Here is a 26,165-nt window from a genome sequence, read left to right as displayed (position 1 = left end):
CCTCCACAAGGGGGAGATGGGGCGGGTGGGTTTGCCGTTCGCGGTGGTCCGGAGGGAGGACCCTACGCGGCCGAGCCACCGGCGGACTGGCGCCGCGGCCTGCGCCGCGGGGCTTCGCCCGCGGGCCGGCCCTGGGCGCCGCGGCCCTGGCCGGTGCGGCTCTGCTGGGTGGCGCCCTGGCCGGTGCGGCCCTGGGCACCGCGGCTGCGGCGGCCACGGGACGAGGAACCCCCGCCGGACGCCGCGCGGCGCGGGCGCTCCACGACCGGCACGGTGATGACGACCGGGACACCGGACGGGGCCTGTGCCCCGGTGATACGGGACAGCTCCGCCTCGCCCGAACGGACCGGGGTGACCTGCGGGGTGATACCGGCCGAGGCCATCAGCCGGGTCATGTCGCGCCGCTGCCCCGGGGTCACCAGGGTGACGACGCTGCCGGACTCGCCGGCGCGGGCGGTGCGGCCGCCCCGGTGCAGGTAGTCCTTGTGGTCGCTGGGCGGGTCGACGTTGACGACCAGGTCGAGGTTGTCGACGTGGATGCCGCGGGCCGCGACGTTGGTCGCCACCAGCGCCGTCACGTGCCCGTCCTTGAACTGGGCGAGGGTCCGGGTGCGCTGCGGCTGGGACTTGCCGCCGTGCAGGCCCGCGGCGCGGACGCCGTTGTTCAGCAGGTGCTTCACCAGCCGGTCCACGGCGTGCTTGGTGTCCAGAAACATGATCACCCGGCCGTCGCGCGCCGCGATCTCGGTGGTCGTGCGGTGCTTGTCCGTGTCGTGCACGTGCAGCACGTGGTGCTCCATCGTGGTGACGGCACCGGCCGACGGGTCGACGGAGTGGACCACCGGGTCCGTCAGGTAACGGCGCACCAGCCGGTCGACGTTGCGGTCCAGGGTGGCCGAGAACAGCATCCGCTGCCCGTCGGGAGCGACCTGGTCGAGCAGGGCGGTGACCTGGGGCATGAAGCCCATGTCGGTCATCTGGTCGGCCTCGTCCAGGACGGTGATGGTGACGTCGCCGAGGTGGCAGTCGCCCCGGTCGATGAGGTCCTTGAGCCGCCCGGGTGTGGCGACGACGACCTCGGCGCCGGACCGCAGCGCGCCGGCCTGCCGGCCGATCGACATGCCGCCGACCACGGTGGCCGACCGCAGGCCCAGGGAACGGGCGTACGGGGTGAGCGCGTCGGTGACCTGCTGGGCCAGTTCACGGGTGGGGACGAGGACGAGGGCGAGCGGGCGGCGCGGCTCGGCGCGCCGGCCGGCCGTGCGGGCCAGCAGGGCGAGGCCGAAGGCGAGCGTCTTGCCCGAACCCGTGCGGCCGCGGCCGAGTACGTCGCGGCCGGCCAGGGAGTTCGGCAGGGTCGCCGCCTGGATCGGGAACGGCACGCTCACGCCCTCGCCGGCGAGGGCGGCCAGCAGCCGCGCCGGCATGTCGAGCTCGGCGAACGAGTCGACGGCGGGCAGCGCGGGGGTGACCGTCTTCGGCAGCGCGAACTCGCCCTGGGGGGCGGCCGGTCGGCGCCCGGCGGTCTGGGAGCGGCGGGGGCCGCCGCCCGAGCGGCGTCGGTCATTGGTGCGTACGCGGTTCATGGGGAACCTTCCTTGATATGGCACGTATCAAGGGAGACCCGCAGCAAGGGAACGGCGCAGGGAATCGCAAGAACGAGCCGGACCCGGTCGGTCGCGGCGGATGCCGCCGAGTGGACCGGGAGAATTGATGGAACCGGGAAAACTGAATGCGCGGGGAGGAAATCCGGACCCCCGCGGGGCGCTCTGCGCCCGGAAACGCGGCGAGCTGGGGCCCGCACCCTGAGGTGCGGGCCCCAGCCGCGAAGTATGCGTCAGCGTCAGGCGGGAACGATGTTCTCGGCCGTCGGGCCCTTCTGGCCCTGCGCGATGTCGAACGTCACCTTCTGACCCTCGAGCAGCTCACGGAAGCCCTGGGCGTTGATGTTCGAGTAGTGGGCGAAGACGTCGGGGCCGCCGCCGTCCTGCTCGATGAAGCCGAAGCCCTTTTCCGCGTTGAACCACTTAACGGTGCCGGAAGCCATGTTTTTCTCCTTCGGTACGGTGCTCGGAGTTCACCCTGTGTGAACTCCGGTCGCCGTGATGATCACCCCGTCGGAAAAACCTTCAGGCAACCACAACTGCAACTTCCGAAGACAGTAGCACGCCGTGATCGCCCAGGCCCGGGCGATAATCTTGCTCCGTCTGGCCGACAGAGGAATATTCCCGGGGCCTCCGATTGATTTCTCCTGCCGTGAGAGTAGATATTGCGCCCTGCGGGCCGCAGGCCTGGCGTTCGGCCCACTGTCCGCACTGTCATGACCTCACGTGATGGAGGGGTGCGCCGCCTTCGGCGCCGTCGGCACGAAGAAAGCCGCAGAAGCGATGGAATCGCCCCGGCGAGACAAAGGACACGTCGGCTGTGCCGGGCACGGGCGGCGGGGGAACGGTTCGGCGCCCGACGGCGTCGTCCCTTTCCGGGGCGCGGCGGTCGTGCCCGGGAGAGGGGGCGCGGGGTGCCTACGGGCGGGTTCGCCGAATGGACGCGGCGGTTCGAGGACGAGCGGGAGCGCAGGCGGGCGCAGGGCGACCCCGACTGGGGGCGGGGGGCGGCGCTGCCCGCGGCGGTGTGGGCCGGCATCCAGCGTTTCCAGGTCGGCGAGAACGGCGACGGCGCGAACCTCGTCGGCAAGGCGGACCAGGCCGGCGACCCCGTGGCCCGGCTGCTGGCCGCGGGCGGCATACCGAGGCTGACGAGTCACTGGAGCGACACCGTCTTCGTACGGTTGCGGCGCCTCATGGGCCTGCGCCTCGAACTGCTGGTGCTGATGATCGCGGAGGTCGTCGCGCTGCGCTACTACCGGGCCCTGCGCGACGGCGCCGGTGACGCGCTCACCTCGGAGGTGGCGGGACGGATCCTGTCCGACGAGCGGCGCCACGTCCCGTTCCACTGCGAGCGCCTGCACGCCTCGCTGGCGGAGCTGCCCCGCCTCGCGCGCCGCCCGGTGATGGCCGGGTGGCGGCTGCTGCTTCTCGCGGCCACGCTCGTCGTCGCCGCCGACCACGGCCGGGGGCTGCGCCGACTCGGCACCGGGCGCCGCCGCTTCGTGGCCGACGTCATGGCCTCGTCCGCCGAGGTGGTCTCCGCGGTTCTGGCGGCCCGGCCGGACGCGAATGGCCTGGAGTGCGGCCCCGAGGTCCGGCCGCCTCGGTTGTCCGGGCCCGCCTGAACGAGAACGCAACCCGCGATGTACTCTTTCCGTCTTTCTCTGCCGACGGGCTGCTCTTCGTGAGGGACAAAGCGGCAAATCGACTAAAGATTGACAAAAATGCCATTGCGGGTGATTGCGCGAATAGGTAGCAGAAGCACGTTCTCCGTGTGGCGCCGACCACGGGCGAGACTCTGGGCCGTGGCGGGCGCGGTGGCCCTCGGGTTCCTCATAACCCTGGAGATCGCCGCGCGTCGCTACGGCCTGCCCGGGCCGATCACCAACCAGGCGCAGGAGTTGGTGTTCGCCCCCGCCTCGGGGCCGTTGTTGTACGCCAGTATGGCCCTGACGATGGTGGTGCTCACCTGGCGCCAACGGATCGTCGCGGCCGGTGTCGCGATCGGCATCGACGTCGCCATCTCACTGGTGCGGTGGGCGGTCGACGCCGGGGTGTCCGAAGGCCACTCCTTCGGCAACGGCGCGTTGTGGGTGATTCTGGGCTGTGCGGTCATCGCCGTCACGCGCCGCACCGGCCCGGAACGTGTCCTGTTGCTGAAGGGCGTCGGGCTGGGTCTGCTCCTGGTGACCGGCCGGAAGACGGGCGACACCTGGCTGCTGATCACCTCGAAGACCCGCCCGGAGGTGCTCGACCCGTACGTTGCGGTCGCCGATCACGCGCTGGGCAACCCGTCGTGGCTGGTGGGGCAGGCCGTCAAGGCCGCGGGCCCGGCCGGCGCCCACGTTCTCGACCTGGTCTACGCGCAACTCGCGGTGGCCGCGGTCGTCGTCGCGCTGTACCAGATGCGCCACGTGGCGGCGGAACGCCGCTTCCCGGGCCACCACTTGGTCCGCACCTTTCTGCTGATCGGCCTCCTCGGGCCGGCCGTCTACATGGTCTTCCCTGTGGTCGGCCCGGTCTTCACCTACGGCACGGGCGCGTTCGGCACCGGCGGCGAGGAATGGGCGATGGCCAACCTGTGGCCGGACACGCCACCCTCGATCGGCACCCCGCATCCGTGGACCTACGACGAGGTCACGCCCCGCAACTGCATGCCCAGCCTGCACACGGCGTGGGCTACCGTGATCTTCGTCCATTCCCGCAAGGCCCCCCGTGTCCTGCGTTTCGCAGGAACGTTTTGGCTTATCGCTACGCTCAGCGCGACGCTGGGATTCGGCTATCACTACGGTATTGATCTCATTGCCGGCGTGGTGTTCGCTTTGACGATCGAGGCGGCATTGCGCTCGTTCGACCGCGGCTGGGACCGGCCGGGAATCCGGTTGGTCGTTCACGGAGCCCTGGTATTCGCCGCGCTTTTGGTGGCCACGCGTTACCTTCCGACGGAAATGGCCGAACGGCCCTGGATTTTCGGGCCACTCCTCCTTCTGTCGATGGCGTCAGTGGTCCACGGCTACGTACGGACCGTCAAACGGTGGGAACCGAAGGCCGCGATACCGGCGCAGCAAAGGGAACCGCGACTCGAACCGGCCTGAGGGCGTCGACCGGGCGGGGTGCCTGGCGCCGACCGGGCGCCTGGCCGGGCGGCCGACAGGCTGAGGGCCCCCGTGGCGCCGCCGTCGACACCGTCGACACCGTCCGCAGTGGTCGGCGGACCCGGTCACGGACGCGGAGGGCGTCGGCCCGAGGCGACCCGCGTGGCGGAGTGATCACGACGGAGGGATATCTTCCTCGCGCGGCGCGTTGAGTGTTCTCCGTGCCGTTTCAGGGAGGGAAAGGCATGCACACACCACTGCGTCGGCGCCTGGCCACGCTGGCCACGACGCTGGGGCTCGTCTCGATCGGGTTCCTCGGCACGGGAGCGTCACCCGCACAGGCCGCGATCAGCGACTGCCCGAAGGGCTACTTCTGCGCCTGGAAGACGTACGACGGCACGGGCACCATGTTCCAGACGAAGACCGACAAGGCGACGCTCGGAGGGTGGGACAACACGTTCCGGGCGGTCGTGAACCGCACGTCGGAGTTCGCCTGCCTCCACGACGACCCGAACTACGACCAGGCCTCGGGTGCCGTCGTGTGGAACCCCGACCCGGCGGCCACCGAGTGGGGCAACGCGGGCGGCGCCGTCAGTTCGCTGAAGTTCGTCAGCACCGCGCGGGAGTGCTCCTTGCCGGCCCACCCGCAGTGGTACGCGTCGACCGCGCCCCGGGCGGCGGGCTTCGGCGACCTGAACGCCGACCGCCGGGCCGACATCCTCGTGCGGGACAAGGCGGGCCGACTGTGGTTCCTCGGCGGTGACAACACCGGGCGGCTGGTGGGCACCGGCGGCTGGAACGCGATGAGCGCCTTGACCCGGCACGGTGACTTCACCGGTGACGGCCGCGAGGACGCCATCGCCCGCGAGGCGTCCACCGGCAGGCTCTGGCTCTACCCCGGCACCGGCAGCGGCGCCCTCGGCAGCCGCGAGCTGATCGGCACCGGCGGCTGGAACGGCATGCGCGAGATCACCGCCTACGGCGACCTGACCGGCGACGGCCGCTCCGACCTGATCGCCGCCGAGAAGTCCACCGGCAGGCTGTACCTCTACCCCGGCACCTCCACCGGCGCCCTCGGCTCCCGCAAGCTGATCGGCACCGGCGGCTGGAACGGCATGAACGCCCTCGTCGGCATGGGCGACACCAACGGCGACGGCCACCCCGACCTCTACGCCCGCGAGGCCGCCACCGGCAAGCTCTACCTCTACCCCGGCCGCACCGGCGCCCTCGGCGGCCGCACCCTCATCGGCACCGGCGGCTGGAACGTCATGGACGACCTCCTGGGCGTGGGCGACGTCACCGGCGACGGCCGCGCCGACCTCGTCACCACCACCAACGGCGGCTACGTCAGCCCCGAGTGCCGAGGCACCGGCTGCCAGCTCGTGTACGCGGGCCGCGGCACCGGCGCCCTGGAACGAGGGGTCGTTACAGGCACCGACTGGTGGGGCCTGAACGGCGCCTTCTGATCCCGGCAAGGGCCTGGGCCGCGAGCCGGGGCCCTTGCCGCCGTCCGGGCGCCCTCTCGGCGGACGGAACCGCCGGGGCGCCCGGTCACCCGCCCGGGCCCGCCCGCGCCACGGCCCGTGCTCACCGCGGCGGCTAGGATCCGGGCCATGGCCCTGACCATGAACGACGTGGAACGGTTCGAGGCCTCCAGGCCCCGCCTGGAGGCCATCGCCTACCGCCTCCTCGGCTCCGCGAGCGAGGCCGAGGACGCCGTGCAGGAGACGTTCCTGCGCTGGCAGGCCACCGACGTCGCCCGCGTCGAGGTTCCCGAGGCCTGGCTGACGAAGGTTCTCACCAACCTGTGCCTCAACCAGCTCACTTCGGCCCGCGCGCGGCGCGAGACCTACGTGGGCCAGTGGCTGCCCGAGCCGCTGCTCGCCGGAGACCCGATGCTCGGCCCGGCCGACACGGCCGAGCAGCGCGAATCGGTCTCCTTCGCGGTCCTCGCCCTGCTGGAGCGGCTCTCGCCGGGCGAGCGGGCGGTGTACGTCCTGCGCGAGGCGTTCGGCTACCCGCACCGGGAGATCGCCGGCATCCTCGACATCACCGAGGCCGCCAGTCAGCAGATCTTCCACCGCGCCGGCAAGCACGTCGCCGAGGGCCGGGCCCGCACCGAGGTCGACGAGGCCGCCGCCCGGCGGATCGTCGACGAGTTCCTCGCGGCGGCCACCAGCGGCCGCACCGAACCGCTCGTACGTCTGCTCACCCAGGACGCCGTGTCGATCGGCGACGGCGGCGGCAAGGTCCCGGCCCGGGCCAAGGCGTTCGAGGGCGCCCGCGCGGTGGCGACGTTCCTGCGCGGACTGTTCAAGCCCGGCAAGGCCAAGCGCGCCCTGGCCGGTGGCTCCCCGGAGATCTACGCCGCCACCGCCAACGGCGACCCCGCCGTCGTGGCGGTCGTGGACGGCCGGGTCATCGGCGTCATGTGCCTGGAGGTCACGCCCGAGGGCATCGCCGGGTTCCGCAACCAGGTCAACCCCGACAAGCTGGAACGCGCCACCCGGCGCTGGGCGTCCACCGATCACGGCGAACCCCTGTTCCACGCCTTCTGACCCCCATGTGACGTGCTTCACATCCTGCCCCTGTCAGGAAACGACGGGCTGCCCGGTTCAAGGGACGAATCCCGCCGGAGGGCTTCGGCGGCCGGACACACCGGACCACCGGAGACCCCGGACCCCGGAGACCCCGGAGACCCCGGAGACCCCGAGGCCCCGGACCCCCGGAGAAACCGGAGACAAGGAGCAGGAAATGCAGCACCGTATCGTCGTCCTGGGAGCCGGATACACCGGAGCCGTCGCCGCCGGGCGCCTCGCCAGGCGGCTGCGCCGCGAAGACGCCGCCATCACCCTCGTCAACGCCGAGCCCGACTTCGTCGAGCGCGTCAGGATGCACCAGGTCGCGGTCGGCCAGGACCTCAGGCACCGGTCGCTCGACGAGATGTTCGCGGGCACCGGCGTCGTACTCAGGCTCGCGAGGGTGACCGGCGTCGACGTCGACCGCAGGACGGTCGCCGTCACCGGCGTGAACGGCCCGGCCGAGTCCGGGGAGCTCGAGTACGACACCCTCGTCTACGCCCTCGGCAGCTCCTGGAACCACCAGGACGTCCCCGGCACCGTCGAGCACGCCCACGAGATCTCCGGCCGTCCGGGAGCGCTCCGGCTGCGCGAGCGCCTGGCCCGTCTGGACGCCGGGCAGCCCGTGGTCGTGGTCGGCGGCGGCCTCACCGGCCTGGAGGCCGCCACCGAGATCGCCGAGGCCCGCCCGGACCTCGACGTCGCGCTCACGGCCCGGGGCGGCCTCGGTGACTGGCTGTCGCCCAAGGGCCGCCGGCACCTGCGGAAGGTCTTCGCCGCCCTCGGCGTCACCGCGCACGAGAACGCCGACGTCACCGCCGTCGGGGCGGACCACGTCACCACCGCCGACGGCACCACCGTCCCGGCCGCGGTGACCGTGTGGACCACCGGCTTCGCCGTCCACCCCATCGCGCGGGCCACCAGCCTGGACGTCACCGGCACGGGACAGATCGTGGTCGACGGGACCATGCGCTCGGTGTCCCACCCGGACGTTTACGCCATCGGCGACGCGGCCCTGGTGGCGGGCCCCGGGGGCAAGCCGCTGCGGATGTCGTGCGCCTCGGGCACCCCCACCGCGTGGCAGGCCGCCGACGCGATCGCCGCCCGCCTGACCGGCGGCAAGCTCCCGAACGCGCCGCTCCGCTACTTCAACCAGTGCATCTCGCTGGGCCGCAGGGAGGGCCTGATCCAGTACGTCACCGCCGACGACCGCGCCGTCCGGGCGGCCCTGACCGGACGGCTCGCCGCCGGCTACAAGGAAGTCGTCTGCAAGGCCGCGGCCTGGGGCGTCGTCAACCCGACCCTGGGCCTGCCGACCCGGCGCCGCCCGGTCGCGCGCCGCACACCGGAGCCGGCCCCGGCGACCGGGACGCCGGCCTGAACACCGGCCGCCGCAGCCGGGGCGGGCCGGGGCGGGCCGGGGCTCAGCGCACCGGGAAGCCGAAGGAGTAGCCCTGCTCCTCGAGCCAGGGCAGGACGCGGCGCAGGGCCTCGACGGTCTGGGAGCGGTCTCCTCCCGCGTCGTGGAAGAGGATGGTCGGCCCGTTGGGCAGTTCCCGCCGGACGGTCTCGACGATGGCGTCCGTGCCCGGCCGCTCGAAGTCCTTGGTGTCCACGTTCCAGCCCAGCGGGCGCATGCCCCGGGAGGCGGCCAGTTGGCGGCTGTAGGGGGTGAAGGCCCCGCCGGGTGCCCGGTAGTACAGGGGCCGTACGCCCCCGGACGCCTCGGTGATCATGCGCTCGGCGTCGAGGATCTCCTTCGACTGGTAGGCCTCGGACTTCTTGTCCATGGCGGTGTCGTGCGACACCGTGTGGTCGCACAGCCGGTGCCCGGCCGCGACCACGTCCTTCACGAGGCCGGGGTGGGCCTGCGCCTGCGTCCCCGTCACGCAGAAGGTGGCCTTCACCCCGTACTCACGCAGCAGGTCGAGCACTTGGGGGGTCCACGCGGGGTCGGGACCGTCGTCGATGGTGATGTTGACACCGCGCGGCCCCTTGTCCGAGGCGTGCGCGATGGTCACGTCGACCGGCCTGACGTCACCGCCCGGCGTGGCGGAAGCGGAGGCCTTCGGCGACGAACCGCCCACGGCGTCGGCCTGCGCGGTCCACACCGAGGCACCGACGGCGAGCACCGTCACCCCGAGCGCCGCCCCGACCACCTTGCCGTACCAGCCCCGCCCACCACCGTGCCGTGCCATGTCCGCCCCGCCTTCGCGTAGTCGCCCGCCGGCCCTGGAACACCGTCGGGATCACCTGGCAGGACGGAGAAAGGCGCCCACGGGCTGCGTCCGTTACCGATCACGGACGAATCCGGGGAAGTTCGCGGACAACCGGGCGGCCCGCCGGAGTGCCTCGCGGGACGGAAATTGCCTCGCCCCCGCCCGCCGCGCCAGCTACGGTCGCGGGGTCGTCTCGTCGCGGAGCCCACGGGATCCGCGCGGCCCCCGGCAGTCCCCACGCTGAAAGCAGGTTTCGTCCATGGCATGCCGTATCAGTGAGCTCGTGCTCGGTTGCCGCGACCCCGAGGTGCTGGCGCGGTTCTGGTGCGAGGTCCTGGACTTCGTCGTGCTCGATCGCGAGGAGGACTGCGTCGAGATCGGTCCGCGCGAGGGATTCGGCGGCCTGCAGCCGACGATCATCCTCAGCCGCAGGGACGAGCCGGAGACCGGGAAGGCCCGGCTGCACATCGACGTCAACGCCACCGACCGCGATCAGGACGCCGAGCTCGAACGTCTCCTGGGGCTCGGGGCGCGCCCGGCCGACGTCGGCCAGAGCGGCGAGGAGTCGTGGCACGTCCTCGCGGACCCCGAAGGCAATGAGTTCTGCCTGCTCAGGGCCCGCCTCGACAGACTCTGAGGGCTCTGGCGGCAACGAGTGCCGACGCGTTCGCGCGCACGCGTCCGGATCCGGGACGAAGGACTCTCACCGATTGCCGTCATGGCCGGTGAGCCGTGGCGTTCGCGTGCATCCCCGCCGGGTCCGGCGCGTGATCGCCTCGCCGCGAACCGGCCCGGCCCCGAGTGGGGTGTGACCGCGGGCGGGCCGCCTCCGAGGACGATGTGGGCGCCGAGCCGGCCAGGCCATGGGGTGGCGGTAGCTGAACGGCGGCAGCCACGTAAGGGCCGTACTGCTCCGGCGTGCAGGGCTGCCGACGAGACTCCCGAGGGAGGGAGCCGGGCGACGCCTCGAGCCGGAGCAGGCGGTGGTCGAGTGCCGGGCCGTCGAGCCGCGTTCACCGATGGGCGGCCAGTACCGCCGCGAGGCCCTCCCGCAGATCTTCGACGAAATACTCGGGAACCTCCAGCGACGGGAAATGTCCCCCGGACTCGGGCTCCCGCCATCGGACGATCTGCCGGTACCGCTCCTGTGCCCAGGGGCGCGGACACTTCTCGATGTCACGGGGATACATACTGATCGCCGACGGGACGTCGACCCGGAGGTCGGGGTCCACCGAGTTGTGGCTTTCGTAGTAGATGCGGGCCGACGATGCGCCGGTCCGCGTCAGCCAGTACAGAGTGACGTCGTCGAGAACGCGGTCCCTGGAAATCGTCTCGAACGGACTGTCTTCGGTGTCCGACCACTCGGCGAACTTGTCGAGGATCCAGGCGAGAAGCCCGACCGGTGAGTCGACGAGCGAGTAGCCGATGGTCTGCGGTCGGGTCGCCTGCTGCTTCGCGTAGGCCGCGCGCCGGCGCCAGAAATCGCGGGTCTCCTCGGTCCACCCGCGTTCGACCGCCGTCAGCCCGTCCGTCGTCAACCCGGGCGGCGCCTCCGCGAACGTCGAGTGGATGCCGAGAACGTGCGCCGGGAACCTGCCGCCGAGAACCGTGGTGATATTGCCGCCCCAGTCGCCGCCGTGGGCCGCGAACTCGTCGTAGCCGAGCCTTCCCATCAGTTCGACCCATGCGGCCGCGATCTTCTCGGTCCCCCACCCGGTGGTGGCCGGCTTGTCGCTGTAACCGAAGCCCGGTAGCGACGGGGCCACGACGTGGAACGCCGGCGCGTCCGCGTCCTTCGGATCCGCCAGCTCGTCCACTACGTCGATGAACTCGGCAATGCTGCCCGGCCAGCCGTGCGTCATGATCAGCGGAGTGGCATCCGTGCGCGCGGACCGGCGGTGCAGGAAGTGGATGCCCAGGTCGTCAATGGTCGTGCGGAACTGGCCGACACGGTTGAGGCGCTCTTCGAACGACCGCCAGTTGTACCCGGTGCGCCAGTAGTTCACGACATCGACGAGGTCGGCGAGAGGAACGCCCTGTTCCCATCGGCGAGGGTCGGGCGCGGCGCGACAGACCGTCTCGGCCTCCGGCAGCCGCGCCGCGGCCAGTCGTGCGCGCAGATCGTCGAGGTCGGCGTCAGACGCGTGGGCTTCGAATGCTTGCACGTCGCTGGTTGGACGGGGCATGAGACCTCCTGGCCATCGCGGAACCGGCTACGACCCATCGCGAACCGGCTAAGACGGTTCTAGCAGGCCTCCAAGTCGCGCTGCAACCGGCTAAGGTGGTTCCATGCGTGCTGGGTTTCCTGCGTTCCGCCTCGGTAATGTGCTGGCGACCAGCTTCACGGGGACTCTGTCGGAGCGGCATGGCAACGCTGTGGAGCGCATCCCCACGCCGCACCGGCTCATCGACTGGCTGGCGGTGAACGGCCTCGCCGTGGACTCCTGCACCCCCGCCCAGCTCGACCTCGCCCGGGAGCTGAGGGAGTCGATCCACGCCGCCGCGACCGCGGCCGCGGTCCAGGACGCGCTCCCCGCGTCTGCTGTGCAGGTCATCAATGACTGCAGCGCTCGGGGCCGGGCCGCGGCGCTCCTGACGCCCGAGGGCAAGCGGCGATGGCGGCTCGGCTCGGCTTCCTCCGTGGAAGATGCCCTCGGCGTGATCGCCGCCGACGCGATCAGCGTCATCGCGGGCGAACGAGACGGAAAGCTGGCCTTGTGCGCGTCACCGACCTGTCGAGCCGCCTTCTTCGACACCAGTCGAAGCCGCACTCGCAAGTGGTGTGAGATGAACACGTGCGGGAATCGGCAGAAGAAGGCGCGCTTCACTGTCAACCAGCGCAAAAACCCCAGATCGGCGGAGTGACCGCTACCTCGACACAGCCAAGGTGTACGTCTACGTCTGCTGAGCGGCGACGTTCATCGAAGGCATCCTAAATGTCTGCCGCTCAAAACCGCACGCTTCCAACTAACTTGGGTCGGTGCGGTACCGAAACCCCCAAAGACGTGTGACCATCCACCTACGGTGGGTGATAACCGCCACCCCGAATCCGGGACAGCACATCCAGGGGGACATGTGAACGACAACGGGTACACCAGCCTGCCGGGATGGAGAGGCGGCGACGCCAACGCCGCGTACATCGACAAGAACCTGCGGCACACGCCGGTGGAGACCGAACTCGACGACTCGGTCGGCTGGCGGCAACTGCTCCAGCTTTTCGTCTACGCCCTCCTCGCCTCCTTCCTGGCGTTCCTGCCGCTCCTCTTCTTCGGGTTCATCCTTCTGGTCGGAGGCAGCGGCGAGGGATTCGCCGTCATGACCGCGCTGGCGTACATCGCCTCGGGCGTCGCCTTCTGGGTGACTCTCCTCGGGATGCGCCTGGTCGAACCGATCGCCGAGTGGCGGGTCCTGCTGGCGGACCGGAGTGGTTCCCTCGACTCGGCGTACGTGGCCATCGCGGGCACGCTCGCCCATCGCTCCATCCCCGTCGACCGCGCCGAGCGGGTCATCGCCACCGGACTGGGCCGGGAGCAGGTGCGCAATCGCCTGGTGCTCTCGGAGGGCAAGTGCCAGGTCTACGTCTCGGTCTTCGCGTACGGCACGAGCCTCTACCTCGGGTGGCAGATGTGGCGTTCGCGCCGCGGGTACGTCTTGATCGGCGGATTCGTGTCGGACCTGCTCGCGTCGGTCATGGGCCGCGTGAGCCCCGAGCGGATCATGATGCGGACCGAGGGTGTGCGGGCCATGCGGGAGGCGGTGCACGCGGCGTCCCGGGAGGGACTGGCCACGGCGGTGGACCAGCTCGTGGTGCCCGTCAACTACGCCTTCCCCCAGGGACTGCCGCCGGTGCGGGCCGAACAGGCGAGGTCCGCGCCGGCGCCGGGCCTCGACTCCACGCCCGCCTGGGGGCCGCCCACAGCCGGCCCCCGGGCAGGCGGTGCGCCTCCCGGACCGTGAGGCGTACCGGCTCGTCGGCTCGTACCGCCGCGTGCGGTGCGGCCCGAGGGACGGTCATTCAAGTCCGGGGAGGGACCGACGGGACGGGGGAGAGCGGTGGGAGCGGGATCGAGAAGGGAAGAGCAGATGGCCGAAGCCGCTCCGGAGGGCGCGCGGGGTGTGCTGCTGCGCACCGCCCCCAGCGGGGAGAGCTGGGCCTACGTCGCCTTCGCGCTGAGTCCCGCCCCGCTGCCGGGCGGCCTGTACCCGGAGTTCTCCGAAGCCCGGCGCAGAGCTGACCGGATCGCCGCCGAGCGGGCCTGGCTCGCGGCTCTCTGGACCGATCGCACCACCGCCCGCTGGGACCTGCGGTTCATCAGCGACCCGGTGAGCGGACGGACGGAAGCCGTCGTCATCGCCCAGATGTACGGCGCCGACCCGGCAGCCGCGGTCCGGGCCGCGCTGGACACGCTTCCCGCCCTGGCACAGCTCCCGGCGCACGTGACGGGGACCCGGGTCGAGGACACCGCGGAGATCGCTCGGCTGCTCGCCCCGTTCGTACCGCGGTGGGGCGCGATCGCCGAGATCCGCAAACGCATCACCTGCCGGCCTTTGACCCGTCTCTGGGGAGCGGAACGCGTCGCGACAGCGGTCTCCCGATTCGACGCTCCTGATCCTTCCTGGGACCGGGTATGGGCCCGACTGGCCGCGGAGCCGCGGCGGACGGTGGTCAGCGTGTGCCTCGAAGCGTGCTCCGCTCCGGCCGGACTCGCCGAGGCTCTGACGATGAGGGCGCAGGCGTTCGCGACACTCGCCGCGCCCGGACCGCCCGACCCGTTGTACGGGGTCCCCGTGCCGGGGGACCCCTTCGCCCGGGAGGCACACGGCCTGTACGACGCGGCCGCGCGACGTTACACCGGGCGGTTGCACCGGGCGCGCGTCTCGGTCGCCGCCGAGGGCGAGGCCCCCCTGTCCGACGTCCTGACCGGTCTCATCGGCCACACCGTGGCGCCGACGGGCTCCGGCGCGGTCGTCGTACGCCCGCAGGGCCCGGAGGACCACCGGGTGGCCTGCGGCAATCTGCTGGGCGTCAACCGGGACTGGCAGCGGGACGCCTACTGGCAGGAGGTTCCCGCGTTTCTCCGGGCGCCGTCCGCGGGGCAGTTGTGGCTGAGCGACCCGGGTACGGTGACGGCCCTCGCCGATCTCGTGGACGCCGACGAGGCGGCCGCCGTCTTCCGCCTGCCCCACGCGGAGCCCGGTGAGCCCGAACTCTTCGCCCCGCGACGAGAAGTGCCGCGCACCGCCCGCCACGGAGCACCTGCCGGCAGCACCGACGTCGGCTGGAGCGACTTCAGCCCCGGTGCCTGACCCGCCGAACTCCCGGCCCCGTGATGACGCGACCGACGAACAGGAGCCACCGGACATGCCCGAAACACCTGCGCGCCAGGCGCCGGAAAGCGCTCTGACCTTCACCTTTTCGCATTCACAAGCGGAGTCGCTCGCGGAGTCGCAGGCACAGGTCGACTCCCTGAGCCGGGACCTGGCCGAGTGGATCAACGACTCCGACCAACTGGGCGGCAGGGCGAGCCTGCGCACCGAGCCACCCGCCCCGGGCGAACAGGGCGATGTCGCCGTCGCCGTGGACATCGTCAACGCCTCCGCGGCGGTGATCGCCGCGGCCACCAACGCGTTCTTCCTCTGGCTTCAGCAACGGCAACCGGCCCACCGGCGCATCGAGTTCGAGGCCGTGCGGCCCGACGGCACCCGCGTGAGCGGCGCGGTCGACGACGAGGAGCAACTGGCCGCGGTCATGGCCCGACTGTCCGTCTTCGCCGTCGCCCCGCCCGGACGGGACGAATGACCTGGACCGTGTGGCGACCCGCCACCGCGTCCGCTCTGCTCATGGGCACCGGCCGACACGTCCCTCCCAGCTCGCTGACCCCCATGCCCCAGGCCGTGACCACGGCCCAGGCCCTCGGGGCCGCCCTCGGCGGCGACCGGGGGGTCCTCGACCCGCGCCGGATCAAGGTGGTCCCGGAGCCCGCCGACACCCGTCAAGTGCTCGACCCCCTGCGCCGTATGGTCCGGGAAGCGGACGTCGACCTGCTGCTCTTCTTCTACTGCGGCCACGGACTGCTCGGCCGGGAGGACCGTCTCTGTCTGGCGCTCACCCCCTCCAGCCAGTACGGCAGCGGGGGCGATCCCAGCCCGTCCCTGCCGTTCGCCGACGTCGCCGCCCTGATGCGTGAATCGCCGGCGAGGCACAAGGCCGCGATTCTCGACTGCTGCTTCTCCGGCCGCGCCCTCGGACCGGAAAGCCACGGCATCCACCTGCTCACCGCGTGCGGCCGCACCCAGAAGGCCCTGTTCCCGCCCGAGGGAACGCTTACCGGCTTCACCGGCGAACTGCTCAGGATCCTCGACGAGGGCGTCCCCGACGGGCTCCCGTATCTCGGCCTCTCCACCCTCTATGACCGGCTGGCGGTGGTCCTGCCCACCACCCCGGCACCGCCGACGGGACTCCTCCCCGCCGGATACCCCGCGCCCCACCAGCAGACCGTCGACGGATCGGGCCACCTCGCGCTCGCGGTCAACCCGGCCCACGGCACCCAGCGAACACCGGCGGGACTGCACGCCCGGGCGGCCTTCGCCCAGCGGCTCAAGAAACTCACCGAGCAGTCACCGGCCACCCCCGCGCCCGACCCCGCGAGGCTGCCGCAACTGGTGGGCGTCCTGACCGACCTGGCCGGGGACGCGGTCGATCTGCTGGGCCCCCTCGACGACTTCAGCATCGACGTCCGCCGCAATCACGCCGTCATGACCGGTGTCGCCGGATCCCCCGAGCGGGCCGCGGTCCTGCTGTCCGCCCTGGTCGACGGCCTCCGCACGAAGTCGTCCAGTCACCGGGCCCTGCCGGGAGCGGAACGTGCCCTGGCCTACTGGACCCGAGAGCTCTCCAGCGGTGGAACCCCGCGAGCGTGACCCGCTCCGGCACCGCGCCATCGGGCGGAGGCGGCGCGATGCGCGCCCCGGCGCGAGGTCCGGCGGCGAGTCGCGGCCTGCCCGGTGCGTCGCTCGTCCCGTAAGCGGTCTGGCCGTCCTCGGCGCCACGTGCGGTGCGGGTCACCTGGATCACACCCGGGACGCGAGAAGGACGACGTGAACCGGCCGTCGGCCGGTGGCACGCAGGGGGCAGCGCCACCCGGTACCTCCGGGACACCCCTAGGCGTGCTTGGGGAGGCCGCCGGCATGGGCGAAGGCGCTGGGAGTGCGGCAGCCGACGATCGCCGGGGCCTGCTGGACGAGCGTGTCGTCGCCGAGTGCCTCGACCATGAACAGTGCGAAGTCCACCCGGCGCGTCAGGTTGCTGGCCAGTACCGGATCGCCCACGTGCCGGCTCCACACGGGCAGGCCCTGGCTCTGGCCCTCCTCCAGGCTGCTGCCGCGCACCACGGTCCACCGGGTGTCGCTGGCGAACACCCGGCGGCACGCCTCCACCTGGTCGTCGATCTCGACGGCGCGGACGATCTTGCCGAGCACGGCGGCGATCCGGACGCCCATGGTGAACATCCGCGAGTACCTGTCCTCGCCGTCGCGCGTGATGTGCCAGCCGCAGGAGAAGACCAGACGCGCGCCGGGCGGCGCGTGGTCGAGCACCGCCTGCGCCGTGCCCGACGCGTACTGCTGCACGCCCCAGGGAACCAGCACCGTCAGCACCCCGTCGCATCCGGCGACCGCCCGCCGGATCACCTCCGGGTCGTTCGTGGGTCCGGGGACCACGGTCATCCGGCCTTCGAACGCGGCCAGCTTCTGCACGCTGCGCTCCCGGCACACGCCGACCACCTCGTAACCGCGTTCCAGCGCGTGCCCCACCATGTACTGCCCCAGCTTCCCGGAGGCCCCGATGATGCAGATCCTCTTCACACGATCCGAACTCATGCCGTGTTCCCTCCGCCGACCTGGCGACCTTATGTTGTAAGGCAAGCTAGCCTTATGCTGTAAGGCAGTCAAGGGAACGAAAGGAGGGACGGATGCGCGAGGGAGGCAGGAGCCGGCGCGGGGCGTCGGCGCGCACCCCGCTCAGTCGCGAGCGCGTGATTCGTACGGCGGTGGCGGTGGCGGACGAGAAGGGGTCGGCCGCGCTCACCATGCGGGCCATCGCCGAACCCCTGGGAGTCGAGGCGATGTCGCTCTATCACCACGTGGCAGGCAGGGAGGACATCCTCGACGGCATGGTGGACGCGGTGTTCGGCGAGATCGACCTGCCGCCGCGCGACACGGACTGGAAAAGTGCCATGCGCCACCGCGCGGTCTCCGCCCGTGCCGTCCTCCGGCGCCACCCGTGGGCCATCGGCCTGATGGACTCCCGCTCCCAGCCCGGCCCCGCGACCCTGCGCCACCACGACGCCGTGATCGGAGCGCTGCGCGCCGGAGGCTTCTCCGTCCCCATGGCCGCGCACGCCATCTCGCTGATCGACAGCTACCTCTACGGCTTCGTGCTCCAGGAGCTGAGCCTGCCGTTCACCGGCGCGGCGGAGCTGCACGAGGTCGCGGGCACCATCCTGCGCGACATGCCCGCCGACGCCTACCCCCACCTCACCGAACTGGCCACCGAGTACACCTTCAAGCCCGGCTACGACTACGCGGACGAGTTCACCTTCGGCATCACCCTCATCCTCGACGCCCTCCACCCGGACGAGACCGCGAGCGCCCAGGGGCAGCAAGAGGGCCCAGGCCGATGACCTGGGCCCTCTTCGTGGAGCGGGTGACGAGAATCGACTCGCGCTCTCGGCTCGGGAAGCGACGGCACCTGCGTGGGCTGCGATCGCACATTCGGGCGAACCACCCAGGCGCACCTCGAAGTCGTCCCAGTGCCAGGGTGGGCAGGGCTCCTGATCCGCGTGGACCCGCGTCGATACTGCGCGGTGGGGTGCGGCACGCCGCCGACTCGGAGGCGCGGGAAGTCCTTGCGGGGAGTACCGCCGAAGCGCTGTACGCGACCCGCTCGATCGCGCCGTGCGGTTGACGCGCTCTCCCGGCCGGTCCTACGGGCGGATCAGCGCAGTCCGGCGAAGAGATCGTTCTCGGGCAGGGCCGCGCCGGTGGAGTCCTGGACACGTACGAAGGTCTCCATGCCCATGAACTCGCCGAACCTCTCCTTGCCCATCCTGAGGAAGAAGATGTTCTCGCCCTGACTGGCATGCGCGGCCAACGCGTCGAACTTCTGACCGCTGAACGCGGTGGTGTCCACCCACGTGGTGACCTCATCGTCGGGTAGGCCGATCTCGGCCATCGCGGCGGTTTCGGCGGGATCCGGCTCCGGCATGTCCGGGTGGAACTCGCGCATGATCTCGCCGAACCGTTGCATCATCGAGCGGGGCATCGTGGTCCAGTACACCTTCGGTGTCAGCGCGGTCATCTCCAGCGCCGCCATCGTGATGCGGTGGGCTTGGATGTGGTCGGGGTGGCCGTAGAAGCCGTTCTCGTCGTAGGTGACGACCACATCAGGTCGGTAGTGCCGCATCAGTTCCGCGAGTCGGGCCGCGCCTTCCGCCACGGGGGTCTGCCAGAAGGATCCGGGTGCGTCGTTGCTCGGCCAGCCCACCATCCCGGAGTCGGCATAGTCCAGCATCTCCAGATCGCTGACCTTGAGGACGTCACAGCTCGCTCGGAGTTCCTGACGCCGCATCAAGGCGACCGCCGCCGGATCGTGCCCGGGCTCGCCCGGCTTGACACCCCCCGCTCCGTCACCGCAACCGCCGTCGGTACACGTCACGAGCACCGTGCGGATGCCCTCCGCGGCGTACCGCGCGAGGACACCTCCGGTTCCGGTGGCCTCGTCGTCGGGGTGGGCGTGTACGGCCATGAGCGTCAAGGGCCGGTCAGTCATGAAGCAGTCCTCCTGCAGAGATACGTCTTGGTCCGAGTAGAGCGGCGGGCGTACCGCGATTCCGCGGCCCGGATCCTGGAGGAACGGACGACCCTGTGGTCTCCGTGTCCCCCGCACGCGCGGCGCCGGCGCCTCGGTCGATGCAACAGCGCCGCCCGGGCAGACTGTTCCCGGCACGGCCGCTCGGCCCGCACGGCGGCGTTTCGACGCGAACGACCGAACTGGACCGTAGGCGTGCCGGATTACATCGGAGATGCCCCCTCGCTCGCTGGTGGTGGTCACTGCAGCTCCCCCACCAGCACGTCCAGACCGGTCACACCGCAGTGGGTGCGGAGTCGGAGCGCGGGCGGAGGCGAAGACGGCTCCGCCGAAGACGAGCGGGCGGAGCTGGGCGCGGGCGGTGTAGAGCGCGGCGGTGTAGCCGGCCGGGCCCGAGCCGATGACGATGACGTCGCGGACGTCCGTGGTGCCGCTCATGAACGCGGCTCCGGGGCGATCTCCTTGATCAGGCCCTCGACCAGCACCTTGATCTCGTCGCGGATCGGGCGGACGGCCTCGACGCCCTGGCCGGCCGGGTCTTCGAGCTGCCAGTCCAGGTACCGCTTGCCGGGGAAGACCGGGCAGGTGTCGCCGCAGCCCATGGTGATGCAGACGTCGGACTCCTTGACCGCGTCCACGGTCAGCATCTTGGGTACCTCGGCGGAGATGTCGACGCCGACCTCGCGCATCGCCTCGACGGCGGCCGGATTGACCTTCTCGCCCGGGTTCGAGCCGGCGGAACGGACCTCGACGCGGTCCCCGGCCAGGTGGGTCAGCCACGCGGCGGCCATCTGCGAGCGGCCGGCGTTGTGGACACAGACGAACAGCACGGAGGGCTTGTCGGACATCAGGAGGTCTCTCTTGTCTCGCGACGGCATCAGGCACCGGTGACTTCAGCACCCGGTGGTGTCAGCCGCCACTGATGTGAGAGTATCAGTACATGATGACGTCAGTCGAGGCTGACCTGATCCGGGTCCTGGCGGACCCGCTCAGGCTGCGGATCGTGACCCTGCTCGCCAAAGAGACGCTGTGCACCACCCACCTCGTGGAGGAGACCGGCGCCCGGCAGACCAACCTGTCCAACCACCTGAAGGTGCTGCGCGAGGCAGGTGTCGTGGAGACGGAGCCGTGCGGCCGTTACACGTACTACAAGGTCCGCCCGGACGTCATCGCCTCGCTCGCCGGCCAGTTCGCCGACCTGGCCGAGTCCGCCCGTACCGCCGCCGAGAACAAGAGGGCCTGTCCGTGACCCGCACCGAGGCACCCGCGACGACCGTCGAGGAGTCCTCCGTCGTCGCGAAGCTGTCGACGCTCGACCGCTTCCTCGCCGTATGGATCCTCATCGCCATGGCCGTCGGCCTCGGCCTGGGTCGAGCCGTCCCGGGCCTCGACGACGCCCTCGCCAAGGTCGAGATCGGCGGCATCTCCCTGCCGATCGCCATCGGCCTGCTGATCATGATGTATCCGGTCCTGGCCAAGGTCCGCTACGACAAGCTCGACGCCGTCACGGGCGACCGCAGGCTCATGGCCTCGTCGCTGGTGATCAACTGGATCGTCGGCCCGGCGGTGATGTTCGCGCTCGCGTGGATCTTCCTGCCGGACCTGCCCGAGTACCGCACCGGCCTGATCATCGTCGGCCTGGCCCGCTGCATCGCCATGGTCATCATCTGGAACGACCTCGCCTGCGGTGATCGCGAGGCGGCGGCCGTCCTGGTCGCGCTGAACTCGGTCTTCCAGGTGCTGGCGTTCGGCCTGCTCGGCTGGTTCTACCTCGACCTGCTGCCCGGCTGGCTCGGCCTGGGCGACGGCGAACACCTCGACATCTCCATGTGGAAGATCGCCCTGAACGTCGTCATCTTCCTCGGCGTCCCGCTGCTGGCCGGGTTCCTCACCCGCCGCATCGGCGAGAAGAAGCTCGGCCGCGAGAAGTACGAGGCCGACTTCCTGCCGAAGATCGGCCCCTGGGCGCTCTACGGCCTGCTGTTCACGATCGTCATCCTCTTCGCCCTCCAGGGCAAGACCATCACCTCCCAGCCCCTCGACGTCGTACGCATCGCGCTGCCGCTGCTGGTGTACTTCGCCGTGATGTGGGCCGGCACCTTCCTGCTGGGCAAGGCCATCGGCCTCGCCTACGACCGCACGGCCACCCTCTCCTTCACCGCCGCCGGCAACAACTTCGAGCTGGCCATCGCCGTCGCCATCGCCACCTTCGGCGTCACCTCCGGCCAGGCCCTGTCCGGCGTCGTGGGACCGCTGATCGAGGTCCCCGTCCTGATCGGCCTGGTCTACGTGTCCCTGGCCTGGCGCAAGAAGTTCGCCCCGTCCGCTGTCACCACCGCCGGCAGGGACTACTGATGCACCGCTTGGACCACCGCGCACAGGGAGCGGCCGGCACGGCCGTCGGTGTCCGCCACGACTGCGGAGCCGTCGTCCGCCACGAGCACACGCACGTCGCCGACCGCGTCGTGCGGGAGGGTCCCCTCCTCGGACGACCCGGTGAGGTCACGGCCCGCACCGTCCGGTGCACCGATTGCGCGGCGGCACAGGCGGCACAGGCGGCATGACACAGCACACCGACGTGGTGGTGATCGGCGGCGGCCAGGCAGGGCTCGCCGCCGGCTACCACCTGCGCCGCCGGGGCCTGGACTTCGTCGTCCTCGACGCCCAGGCCACCCCGGGCGGGGCCTGGCAGCACGTCTGGGCCTCCCTCCACCTGTTCTCCCCGGCCGCCTTCTCCTCCCTCCCGGGCCGCTTCATGCCGCCGCAGCCCGGCGAGGAGTACCCGGACGCCGGGCACGTGGTGACGTACCTGAGCGACTACGAGAAGCGGTACGAGCTGCCGGTCCAGCGGCCGGTCCGGGTCCTCGGCGTACACGAGGACGGCCGGCTGCTGCGGGTGGAGACCGACTCCGGCACCTGGCACGCCCGCGCGGTGATCAGCGCGACCGGCACCTGGTGGCGCCCCTTCCTCCCCGCCGTCCCCGGCCGCGGGGACTTCGAGGGGCGGCAACTGCACACGGTCTCCTACCGGCGGCCGCAGGACCTCGCGGGCCGCCGCGTCATCGTCGTCGGTGGCGGCAACTCGGGCGCCCAGATCGCCGCCGACCTCGCGTACGACACCGAGCTGACCTGGGTCACCCAGCGCCCGCCCCGCTACCTCGCCGACGACATCGACGGCCGCGCCCTCTTCGACGCGGCCACCGCCCGCCGCCGGGCTCTCGACGCCGGCCGCACCGACACGGGAGGCGTCGCCTCGCTCGGCGACATCGTCGCCGTACCGCCGGTCCGTGAGGCTCGCGACGCTGGTCGGCTCAAGGCGTCACCCATGTTCGAACGCCTCGACCGCGAGGGAGCCGTCTGGGCCGACGGCACGCGGGCGCCCGCCGACGCGGTCATCTGGTGCGCCGGCTTCCGCCCGGCTCTCTCGCACCTGGCGCCCCTCGGTCTGCGCGGCGGGCGCGGGCACATCACCACCGTGGGTACGCGGGCCGCGGACGAGCCACGCCTGCACCTCCTCGGCTACGGCGACTGGACCGGACCCGCCTCCGCCACCCTCATCGGAGTCGGACGACCGGCCCGCGACGCCGCCCGTGAGATCGCCGGGCTCCTCGACGCCTGAGGTTGATGCACGCGTCATCGGCTCAACGTGCTGACGACCTTGCGCACGTCGGCGGTAACGGACTCCGGCAGCGGAGCCCCCTTCACAAGACAAACGGGTGGCAGGTCGACTGCGGTGCCGCGGCCTGGCCGTCGCGCTCACCCCACCCGCCAAGACATGGATGCTTGCCCATGTGGCGCCGGTGTTGGTGGCGCGGAGGCGAACGTCTGCTGACGCGCTCTTGTCGCCCAGGGGGCGATCCGTCGCGGGCGGGCGGCCGGAACTACGCCCAGAGCGGGCTACCGGACGGTCAGCAACTGTCCCATGGCCGCCAGCACCGACGGTTCGACCCGGTAGTAGACCCAGGTGCCGCGCCGCTCGGAGGTCAGCAGGCCGGCCTCCTTGAGCTTCTTCAGGTGGTGGGAGACGGTCGGCTGGGAGACGCCGACGTCGGAGATGTCGCACACGCATGCCTCGCCGCCCTCGTGCGAGGCGACGGCCGAGAAGAGACGCAGCCGTACGGGGTCCCCGAGCGCCTTGAACATGCGCGCCGTCCGCTCGGCCTCCTCGGCGGTGAAGGGACGCTCGCTCAGCGGCGGGCAGCACGGCACCACCGTGGCGTCGGGGGCCTCGGGGTCCAGGAGCGGCAGTGCCTTGACGTTCGACATACGTCTATGTTGACACACGTCAAACCAGGGTGCCCAGGGTCAGTGGGCGCGAAGGCGGGCGGCGAGCCGGCCGGCGACGCGGGCGGCGTCCCTGCCGACTTCCCGGGGAGCCGGCCGCGACGGCGGCACGGTAGTGGCCGTCGTCGAACACCGGCTGCGTCGGCGGCGTGCGCAGGAACCGTCCTCGATCACGGCGACGTCTACCTGCTCCATGACTCCGCTCCCGTTTCGATGACTGTCTATCTTGACGTTCATCGAAGCAGGTGTCATGCTGGCGGCGCAAGCCATTGACGGATATCAAAGCAAGGAGCGGAAATGGCCGCCGCCCGGATCCGCAGCGTCTTCACCGGCTCTGCCGACCGGCACCTGGCCGGCGTCCACTTCTGCGACATCTGCGCACAGGTGTGTGACGGCGCCTGTTGGGCCCGGGCTCAGCACCGCAGTGCACAGCTCGCGTCGGCACACCACGCCCCCCTCCGCTGAGCCGTCCACCGCTCGGACTCCGCCCATCCGAGCAACGAATCGAAGGAAGCACCGCCATGGAGAAGCAGAATCTGCCCGTCGTGGTCGTCGGAGCCGGCCCGGTCGGCCTGGCCGCAGCCGCGCACCTCGTGGAGCGTGGCATCGAGCCCCTGGTGCTGGAGGCCGGCGCATCGGCCGCCACCGCCGTGCGCGGGTGGGCGCACGTCCGCCTGTTCTCGACGTGGGCCGAGGTCACCGACCCCGCCGCCGAGAAGCTGCTCGCCCCCACCGGCTGGGCCCGCCCCGAAGGCACGACCTACCCGACCGGCGGTGACTGGGCCGAGCGCTACCTCCAGCCGCTCGCCGACACCCTCGGCGACAAGGTCCGCTACGGAGCGACGGTCACCGGCGTGGCCCGCGCCGGCCGCGACCGGATCGTCGACTCCGGCCGCGAGGAGCAGCCCTTCACCGTGCACATCGAGACGGCGGACGGCGGCGAGGAGCGGATCACCGCCCGCGCCGTCATCGACGCCTCCGGCACCTGGTCCGTGCCCGGCCCGATGGGGGCCAACGGCATCCCCGCCCTCGGTGAGAAGAAGGCGACCGACCGCATCTCCTACCGTGTCCCGGACCTGAAGGACCCGGCCGTCCGGGCCCGCTACGCCGGCAAGCGCACGGCGGTCGTCGGCTCCGGCGCCTCCGCCTTCACCGCCCTCGCGCTCCTCGCCGACCTGGCCGCGGAAGAGGCGGACACGCAGGCGGTCTGGATCCTGCGCCGGGGCATCGGCGACGCCACGTACGGCGGCGGCGAGGCCGACCAGCTCCCGGCTCGCGGCGCCCTCGGCCTGCGAGCCAAGGCGGCGGTGGAGGACGGACACGCGAGCGCCGTCACCGGATTCCGCACGGAGGCCGTCGAACGGACCGGCGACCGGCTGGTCCTCGTCGCCGAGGACGGCCGCCGCCCGGACCCGGTCGACGAGATCGTCGTCCTGACCGGCTTCCGCCCCGACCTCTCCTTCCTCGCCGAACTCCGCCTCGGCCTCGATGACCGCCTCCAGGCCCCGACCGCACTCGCCCCGCTGATCGACCCGAACGTCCACTCCTGCGGCACGGTCTACCCGCACGGCGTGAAGGAGTTGTCCCACCCTGAGCAGGACGTCTACCTGGTCGGCATGAAGTCCTACGGCCGCGCCCCCACGTTCCTCGCCATGACCGGCTACGAGCAGGTCCGCTCCATCACGGCCGCCCTGGCCGGCGACCACGCGGCGGCCGAGCGCGTGGAGCTGACCCTGCCGGAGACCGGCGTGTGCGGCGGTGCCGGCCTGTTCGACGAGCCCGACGCCGCGCAGGGCGACGAGGGCGGCGGCTGCTGCGCGGCCCCGGCCACGTTGCAGATCGGCACCGGCGCCCCGGCCGCCTCCGGCGGCTGCTGAAACATCACTCCCACCCCAGGAGGTTCACCATGTCGCGCGTGCAACTCGCCCTACGGGTCCCGGATCTCTCCGCATCCATCGCCTTCTACACGAAGCTCTTCGGCGTCGAGCCCGCCAAGCTCCGCGACGGCTACGCCAACTTCGCCATCGCCGAACCCCCGCTCAAGCTCGTTCTGATCGAGGGCGAGGCGGACGCGGCGACACGCATGGACCACCTCGGGGTCGAAGTCGAGAGCTCCGGAGCCGTCCACGCGGCCACCACCCGGCTCGGCGAAGCGGGACTGGCGACGGCCGAGGAGAACGACACGGCCTGCTGCTACGCCCTGCAGGACAAGGTCTGGGTCCGCGGCCCCGGCCAGGAGCCCTGGGAGGTCTACGTGGTCAAGACCGACGCCGACACCCTGACCAAGCAGAGCGCCCACCCCGCCGACGCGGACGCCGATGCCGAGGAACCGGCCGACGCTGCCGGATGCTGCTGACCCGCCGACGACCAACCTCCACATCAGCGAGGCCGTGACCGGAACGGGGGACCGGTCACGGCCTCGCGCCGCGCTGCCCGCCCTGTGCGCCACAGATCACCGGTCTGGGGAATCGTCACCACGCGTTCCCCGTCCCGAACCCGCGGATCACCGCCGA

The 26,165-nt window shown here is 71.5% G+C and carries 27 protein-coding genes; 19 read left to right on the top strand and 8 right to left on the bottom strand.

Going from position 1 to position 26,165, the window contains the following annotated elements:
• Positions 1-62: 62 nt before the first annotated feature.
• Together B1H29_RS17730 and B1H29_RS17725 are read right to left on the bottom strand one after the other, a co-directional pair.
• Positions 63-1,586 (bottom strand): DEAD/DEAH box helicase, encoded by a 1,524-nt coding sequence (locus B1H29_RS17730; RefSeq protein ID WP_055418804.1) that lies wholly within the window; start codon positions 1,584-1,586, stop codon positions 63-65.
• 257 nt (positions 1,587-1,843) lie between these two features.
• Positions 1,844-2,047, bottom strand: a complete 204-nt coding sequence (locus B1H29_RS17725; protein ID WP_055418803.1) for a cold-shock protein — start codon at positions 2,045-2,047, stop codon at positions 1,844-1,846.
• A 471-nt stretch (positions 2,048-2,518) separates the two neighbouring features.
• On the opposite strand from B1H29_RS17725, the gene B1H29_RS17720 reads away from it, so the two are divergent.
• The 5 genes from B1H29_RS17720 (at position 2,519) to B1H29_RS17700 (ending at position 8,662) form a co-directional block, all read left to right on the top strand.
• Complete coding sequence (locus B1H29_RS17720) at positions 2,519-3,232, top strand: hypothetical protein (RefSeq protein ID WP_055418802.1); 714 nt, start codon at positions 2,519-2,521, stop codon at positions 3,230-3,232.
• A gap of 180 nt (positions 3,233-3,412) precedes the next feature.
• Positions 3,413-4,702: a phosphatase PAP2 family protein gene (locus B1H29_RS17715; protein WP_055418801.1), complete on the top strand. Its 1,290-nt coding sequence runs from the start codon at positions 3,413-3,415 to the stop codon at positions 4,700-4,702.
• A 245-nt stretch (positions 4,703-4,947) separates the two neighbouring features.
• On the top strand, positions 4,948-6,168 hold the full coding sequence (locus B1H29_RS17710; RefSeq protein WP_055418800.1) for an FG-GAP-like repeat-containing protein: 1,221 nt from the start codon (positions 4,948-4,950) through the stop codon (positions 6,166-6,168).
• Between the two features lie 147 nt (positions 6,169-6,315).
• A complete protein-coding gene (sigJ, locus tag B1H29_RS17705; protein ID WP_055418799.1) occupies positions 6,316-7,260 on the top strand; it encodes an RNA polymerase sigma factor SigJ in 945 nt (314 codons plus the stop codon).
• A 196-nt stretch (positions 7,261-7,456) separates the two neighbouring features.
• Positions 7,457-8,662 carry an NAD(P)/FAD-dependent oxidoreductase gene (locus tag B1H29_RS17700; RefSeq protein WP_055418798.1) on the top strand — a complete coding sequence of 402 codons (1,206 nt, stop codon included), beginning with the start codon at positions 7,457-7,459 and terminating at the stop codon, positions 8,660-8,662.
• 43 nt (positions 8,663-8,705) lie between these two features.
• Here the strand turns inward: B1H29_RS17700 and B1H29_RS17695 are convergent, their stop codons facing one another.
• The gene (locus B1H29_RS17695; RefSeq protein WP_055418797.1) at positions 8,706-9,479 is read right to left on the bottom strand and encodes a polysaccharide deacetylase family protein; all 774 of its coding nucleotides are present in this window, start codon (positions 9,477-9,479) and stop codon (positions 8,706-8,708) included.
• A gap of 280 nt (positions 9,480-9,759) precedes the next feature.
• On the opposite strand from B1H29_RS17695, the gene B1H29_RS17690 reads away from it, so the two are divergent.
• Positions 9,760-10,137 carry a VOC family protein gene (locus tag B1H29_RS17690; RefSeq protein ID WP_055418796.1) on the top strand — a complete coding sequence of 126 codons (378 nt, stop codon included), beginning with the start codon at positions 9,760-9,762 and terminating at the stop codon, positions 10,135-10,137.
• A gap of 376 nt (positions 10,138-10,513) precedes the next feature.
• On the opposite strand, the gene B1H29_RS17685 is transcribed toward B1H29_RS17690, so the two are convergent.
• Positions 10,514-11,686, bottom strand: a complete 1,173-nt coding sequence (locus B1H29_RS17685) for an epoxide hydrolase family protein (protein WP_055418795.1) — start codon at positions 11,684-11,686, stop codon at positions 10,514-10,516.
• A 103-nt stretch (positions 11,687-11,789) separates the two neighbouring features.
• On the opposite strand from B1H29_RS17685, the gene B1H29_RS17680 reads away from it, so the two are divergent.
• The 5 genes from B1H29_RS17680 (at position 11,790) to B1H29_RS17660 (ending at position 16,421) form a co-directional block, all read left to right on the top strand.
• Positions 11,790-12,365 (top strand): CGNR zinc finger domain-containing protein, encoded by a 576-nt coding sequence (locus tag B1H29_RS17680; protein ID WP_055418794.1) that lies wholly within the window; start codon positions 11,790-11,792, stop codon positions 12,363-12,365.
• A 210-nt stretch (positions 12,366-12,575) separates the two neighbouring features.
• Complete coding sequence (locus tag B1H29_RS17675; protein ID WP_055418793.1) at positions 12,576-13,457, top strand: hypothetical protein; 882 nt, start codon at positions 12,576-12,578, stop codon at positions 13,455-13,457.
• A 126-nt stretch (positions 13,458-13,583) separates the two neighbouring features.
• Positions 13,584-14,807 (top strand): hypothetical protein, encoded by a 1,224-nt coding sequence (locus B1H29_RS17670; RefSeq protein ID WP_055418792.1) that lies wholly within the window; start codon positions 13,584-13,586, stop codon positions 14,805-14,807.
• Between the two features lie 55 nt (positions 14,808-14,862).
• Positions 14,863-15,300, top strand: a complete 438-nt coding sequence (locus B1H29_RS17665) for an effector-associated constant component EACC1 (RefSeq protein ID WP_055418791.1) — start codon at positions 14,863-14,865, stop codon at positions 15,298-15,300.
• The gene (locus B1H29_RS17660; RefSeq protein WP_055418790.1) at positions 15,297-16,421 is read left to right on the top strand and encodes a caspase, EACC1-associated type; all 1,125 of its coding nucleotides are present in this window, start codon (positions 15,297-15,299) and stop codon (positions 16,419-16,421) included. The genes B1H29_RS17665 and B1H29_RS17660 overlap by 4 nt, the downstream gene beginning before the upstream one ends.
• Positions 16,422-16,661: 240 nt before the next feature.
• Here the strand turns inward: B1H29_RS17660 and B1H29_RS17655 are convergent, their stop codons facing one another.
• Positions 16,662-17,378 (bottom strand): NAD(P)-dependent oxidoreductase, encoded by a 717-nt coding sequence (locus tag B1H29_RS17655; RefSeq protein ID WP_055418789.1) that lies wholly within the window; start codon positions 17,376-17,378, stop codon positions 16,662-16,664.
• Between the two features lie 92 nt (positions 17,379-17,470).
• Between B1H29_RS17655 and B1H29_RS17650 the strand changes: the two genes are divergently transcribed.
• Positions 17,471-18,181 carry a TetR/AcrR family transcriptional regulator gene (locus B1H29_RS17650; RefSeq protein ID WP_055418788.1) on the top strand — a complete coding sequence of 237 codons (711 nt, stop codon included), beginning with the start codon at positions 17,471-17,473 and terminating at the stop codon, positions 18,179-18,181.
• A 314-nt stretch (positions 18,182-18,495) separates the two neighbouring features.
• On the opposite strand, the gene B1H29_RS17645 is transcribed toward B1H29_RS17650, so the two are convergent.
• Together B1H29_RS17645 and B1H29_RS17635 are read right to left on the bottom strand one after the other, a co-directional pair.
• Positions 18,496-19,329, bottom strand: a complete 834-nt coding sequence (locus B1H29_RS17645; protein ID WP_055418787.1) for a PIG-L family deacetylase — start codon at positions 19,327-19,329, stop codon at positions 18,496-18,498.
• Positions 19,330-19,802: 473 nt separating this feature from the next.
• On the bottom strand, positions 19,803-20,216 hold the full coding sequence (locus B1H29_RS17635; RefSeq protein WP_055418786.1) for an arsenate reductase ArsC: 414 nt from the start codon (positions 20,214-20,216) through the stop codon (positions 19,803-19,805).
• Positions 20,217-20,308: 92 nt separating this feature from the next.
• On the opposite strand from B1H29_RS17635, the gene B1H29_RS17630 reads away from it, so the two are divergent.
• From B1H29_RS17630 to B1H29_RS17615, 4 genes are read left to right on the top strand one after another with little or no spacing between them, the layout of a single operon-like run.
• Positions 20,309-20,617, top strand: coding sequence for an ArsR/SmtB family transcription factor (locus B1H29_RS17630; RefSeq protein ID WP_055418785.1), 309 nt, complete (start codon positions 20,309-20,311; stop codon positions 20,615-20,617).
• A complete protein-coding gene (arsB, locus tag B1H29_RS17625) occupies positions 20,614-21,723 on the top strand; it encodes an ACR3 family arsenite efflux transporter (protein WP_055418784.1) in 1,110 nt (369 codons plus the stop codon). Before B1H29_RS17630 ends, arsB begins: the two co-directional genes overlap by 4 nt.
• On the top strand, positions 21,723-21,932 hold the full coding sequence (locus B1H29_RS17620) for a hypothetical protein (RefSeq protein WP_055418783.1): 210 nt from the start codon (positions 21,723-21,725) through the stop codon (positions 21,930-21,932). Before arsB ends, B1H29_RS17620 begins: the two co-directional genes overlap by 1 nt.
• On the top strand, positions 21,929-22,987 hold the full coding sequence (locus B1H29_RS17615; RefSeq protein ID WP_055418782.1) for an ArsO family NAD(P)H-dependent flavin-containing monooxygenase: 1,059 nt from the start codon (positions 21,929-21,931) through the stop codon (positions 22,985-22,987). Before B1H29_RS17620 ends, B1H29_RS17615 begins: the two co-directional genes overlap by 4 nt.
• A gap of 278 nt (positions 22,988-23,265) precedes the next feature.
• On the opposite strand, the gene B1H29_RS17610 is transcribed toward B1H29_RS17615, so the two are convergent.
• A complete protein-coding gene (locus B1H29_RS17610) occupies positions 23,266-23,634 on the bottom strand; it encodes an ArsR/SmtB family transcription factor (protein ID WP_055418781.1) in 369 nt (122 codons plus the stop codon).
• A 315-nt stretch (positions 23,635-23,949) separates the two neighbouring features.
• Between B1H29_RS17610 and B1H29_RS38155 the strand changes: the two genes are divergently transcribed.
• The 3 genes from B1H29_RS38155 to B1H29_RS17595 are packed head-to-tail and all read left to right on the top strand — an operon-like array spanning position 23,950 to position 26,008.
• Complete coding sequence (locus tag B1H29_RS38155; RefSeq protein ID WP_159027834.1) at positions 23,950-24,117, top strand: hypothetical protein; 168 nt, start codon at positions 23,950-23,952, stop codon at positions 24,115-24,117.
• Between the two features lie 56 nt (positions 24,118-24,173).
• Entirely contained in the window at positions 24,174-25,529 is a 1,356-nt protein-coding gene (locus B1H29_RS17600) for an NAD(P)-binding domain-containing protein (RefSeq protein WP_055418780.1), read from the top strand.
• 29 nt (positions 25,530-25,558) lie between these two features.
• Positions 25,559-26,008, top strand: coding sequence for an ArsI/CadI family heavy metal resistance metalloenzyme (locus B1H29_RS17595; RefSeq protein WP_055418779.1), 450 nt, complete (start codon positions 25,559-25,561; stop codon positions 26,006-26,008).
• The last annotated feature ends 157 nt before the right edge of the window (positions 26,009-26,165 follow it).

The organism is Streptomyces pactum, assembly GCF_002005225.1.
GTDB lineage: Bacteria > Actinomycetota > Actinomycetes > Streptomycetales > Streptomycetaceae > Streptomyces > Streptomyces pactum_A.
Note: the sequence above shows the minus strand (reverse complement) of the source record. Positions and strands in the feature narration are given on the sequence as shown.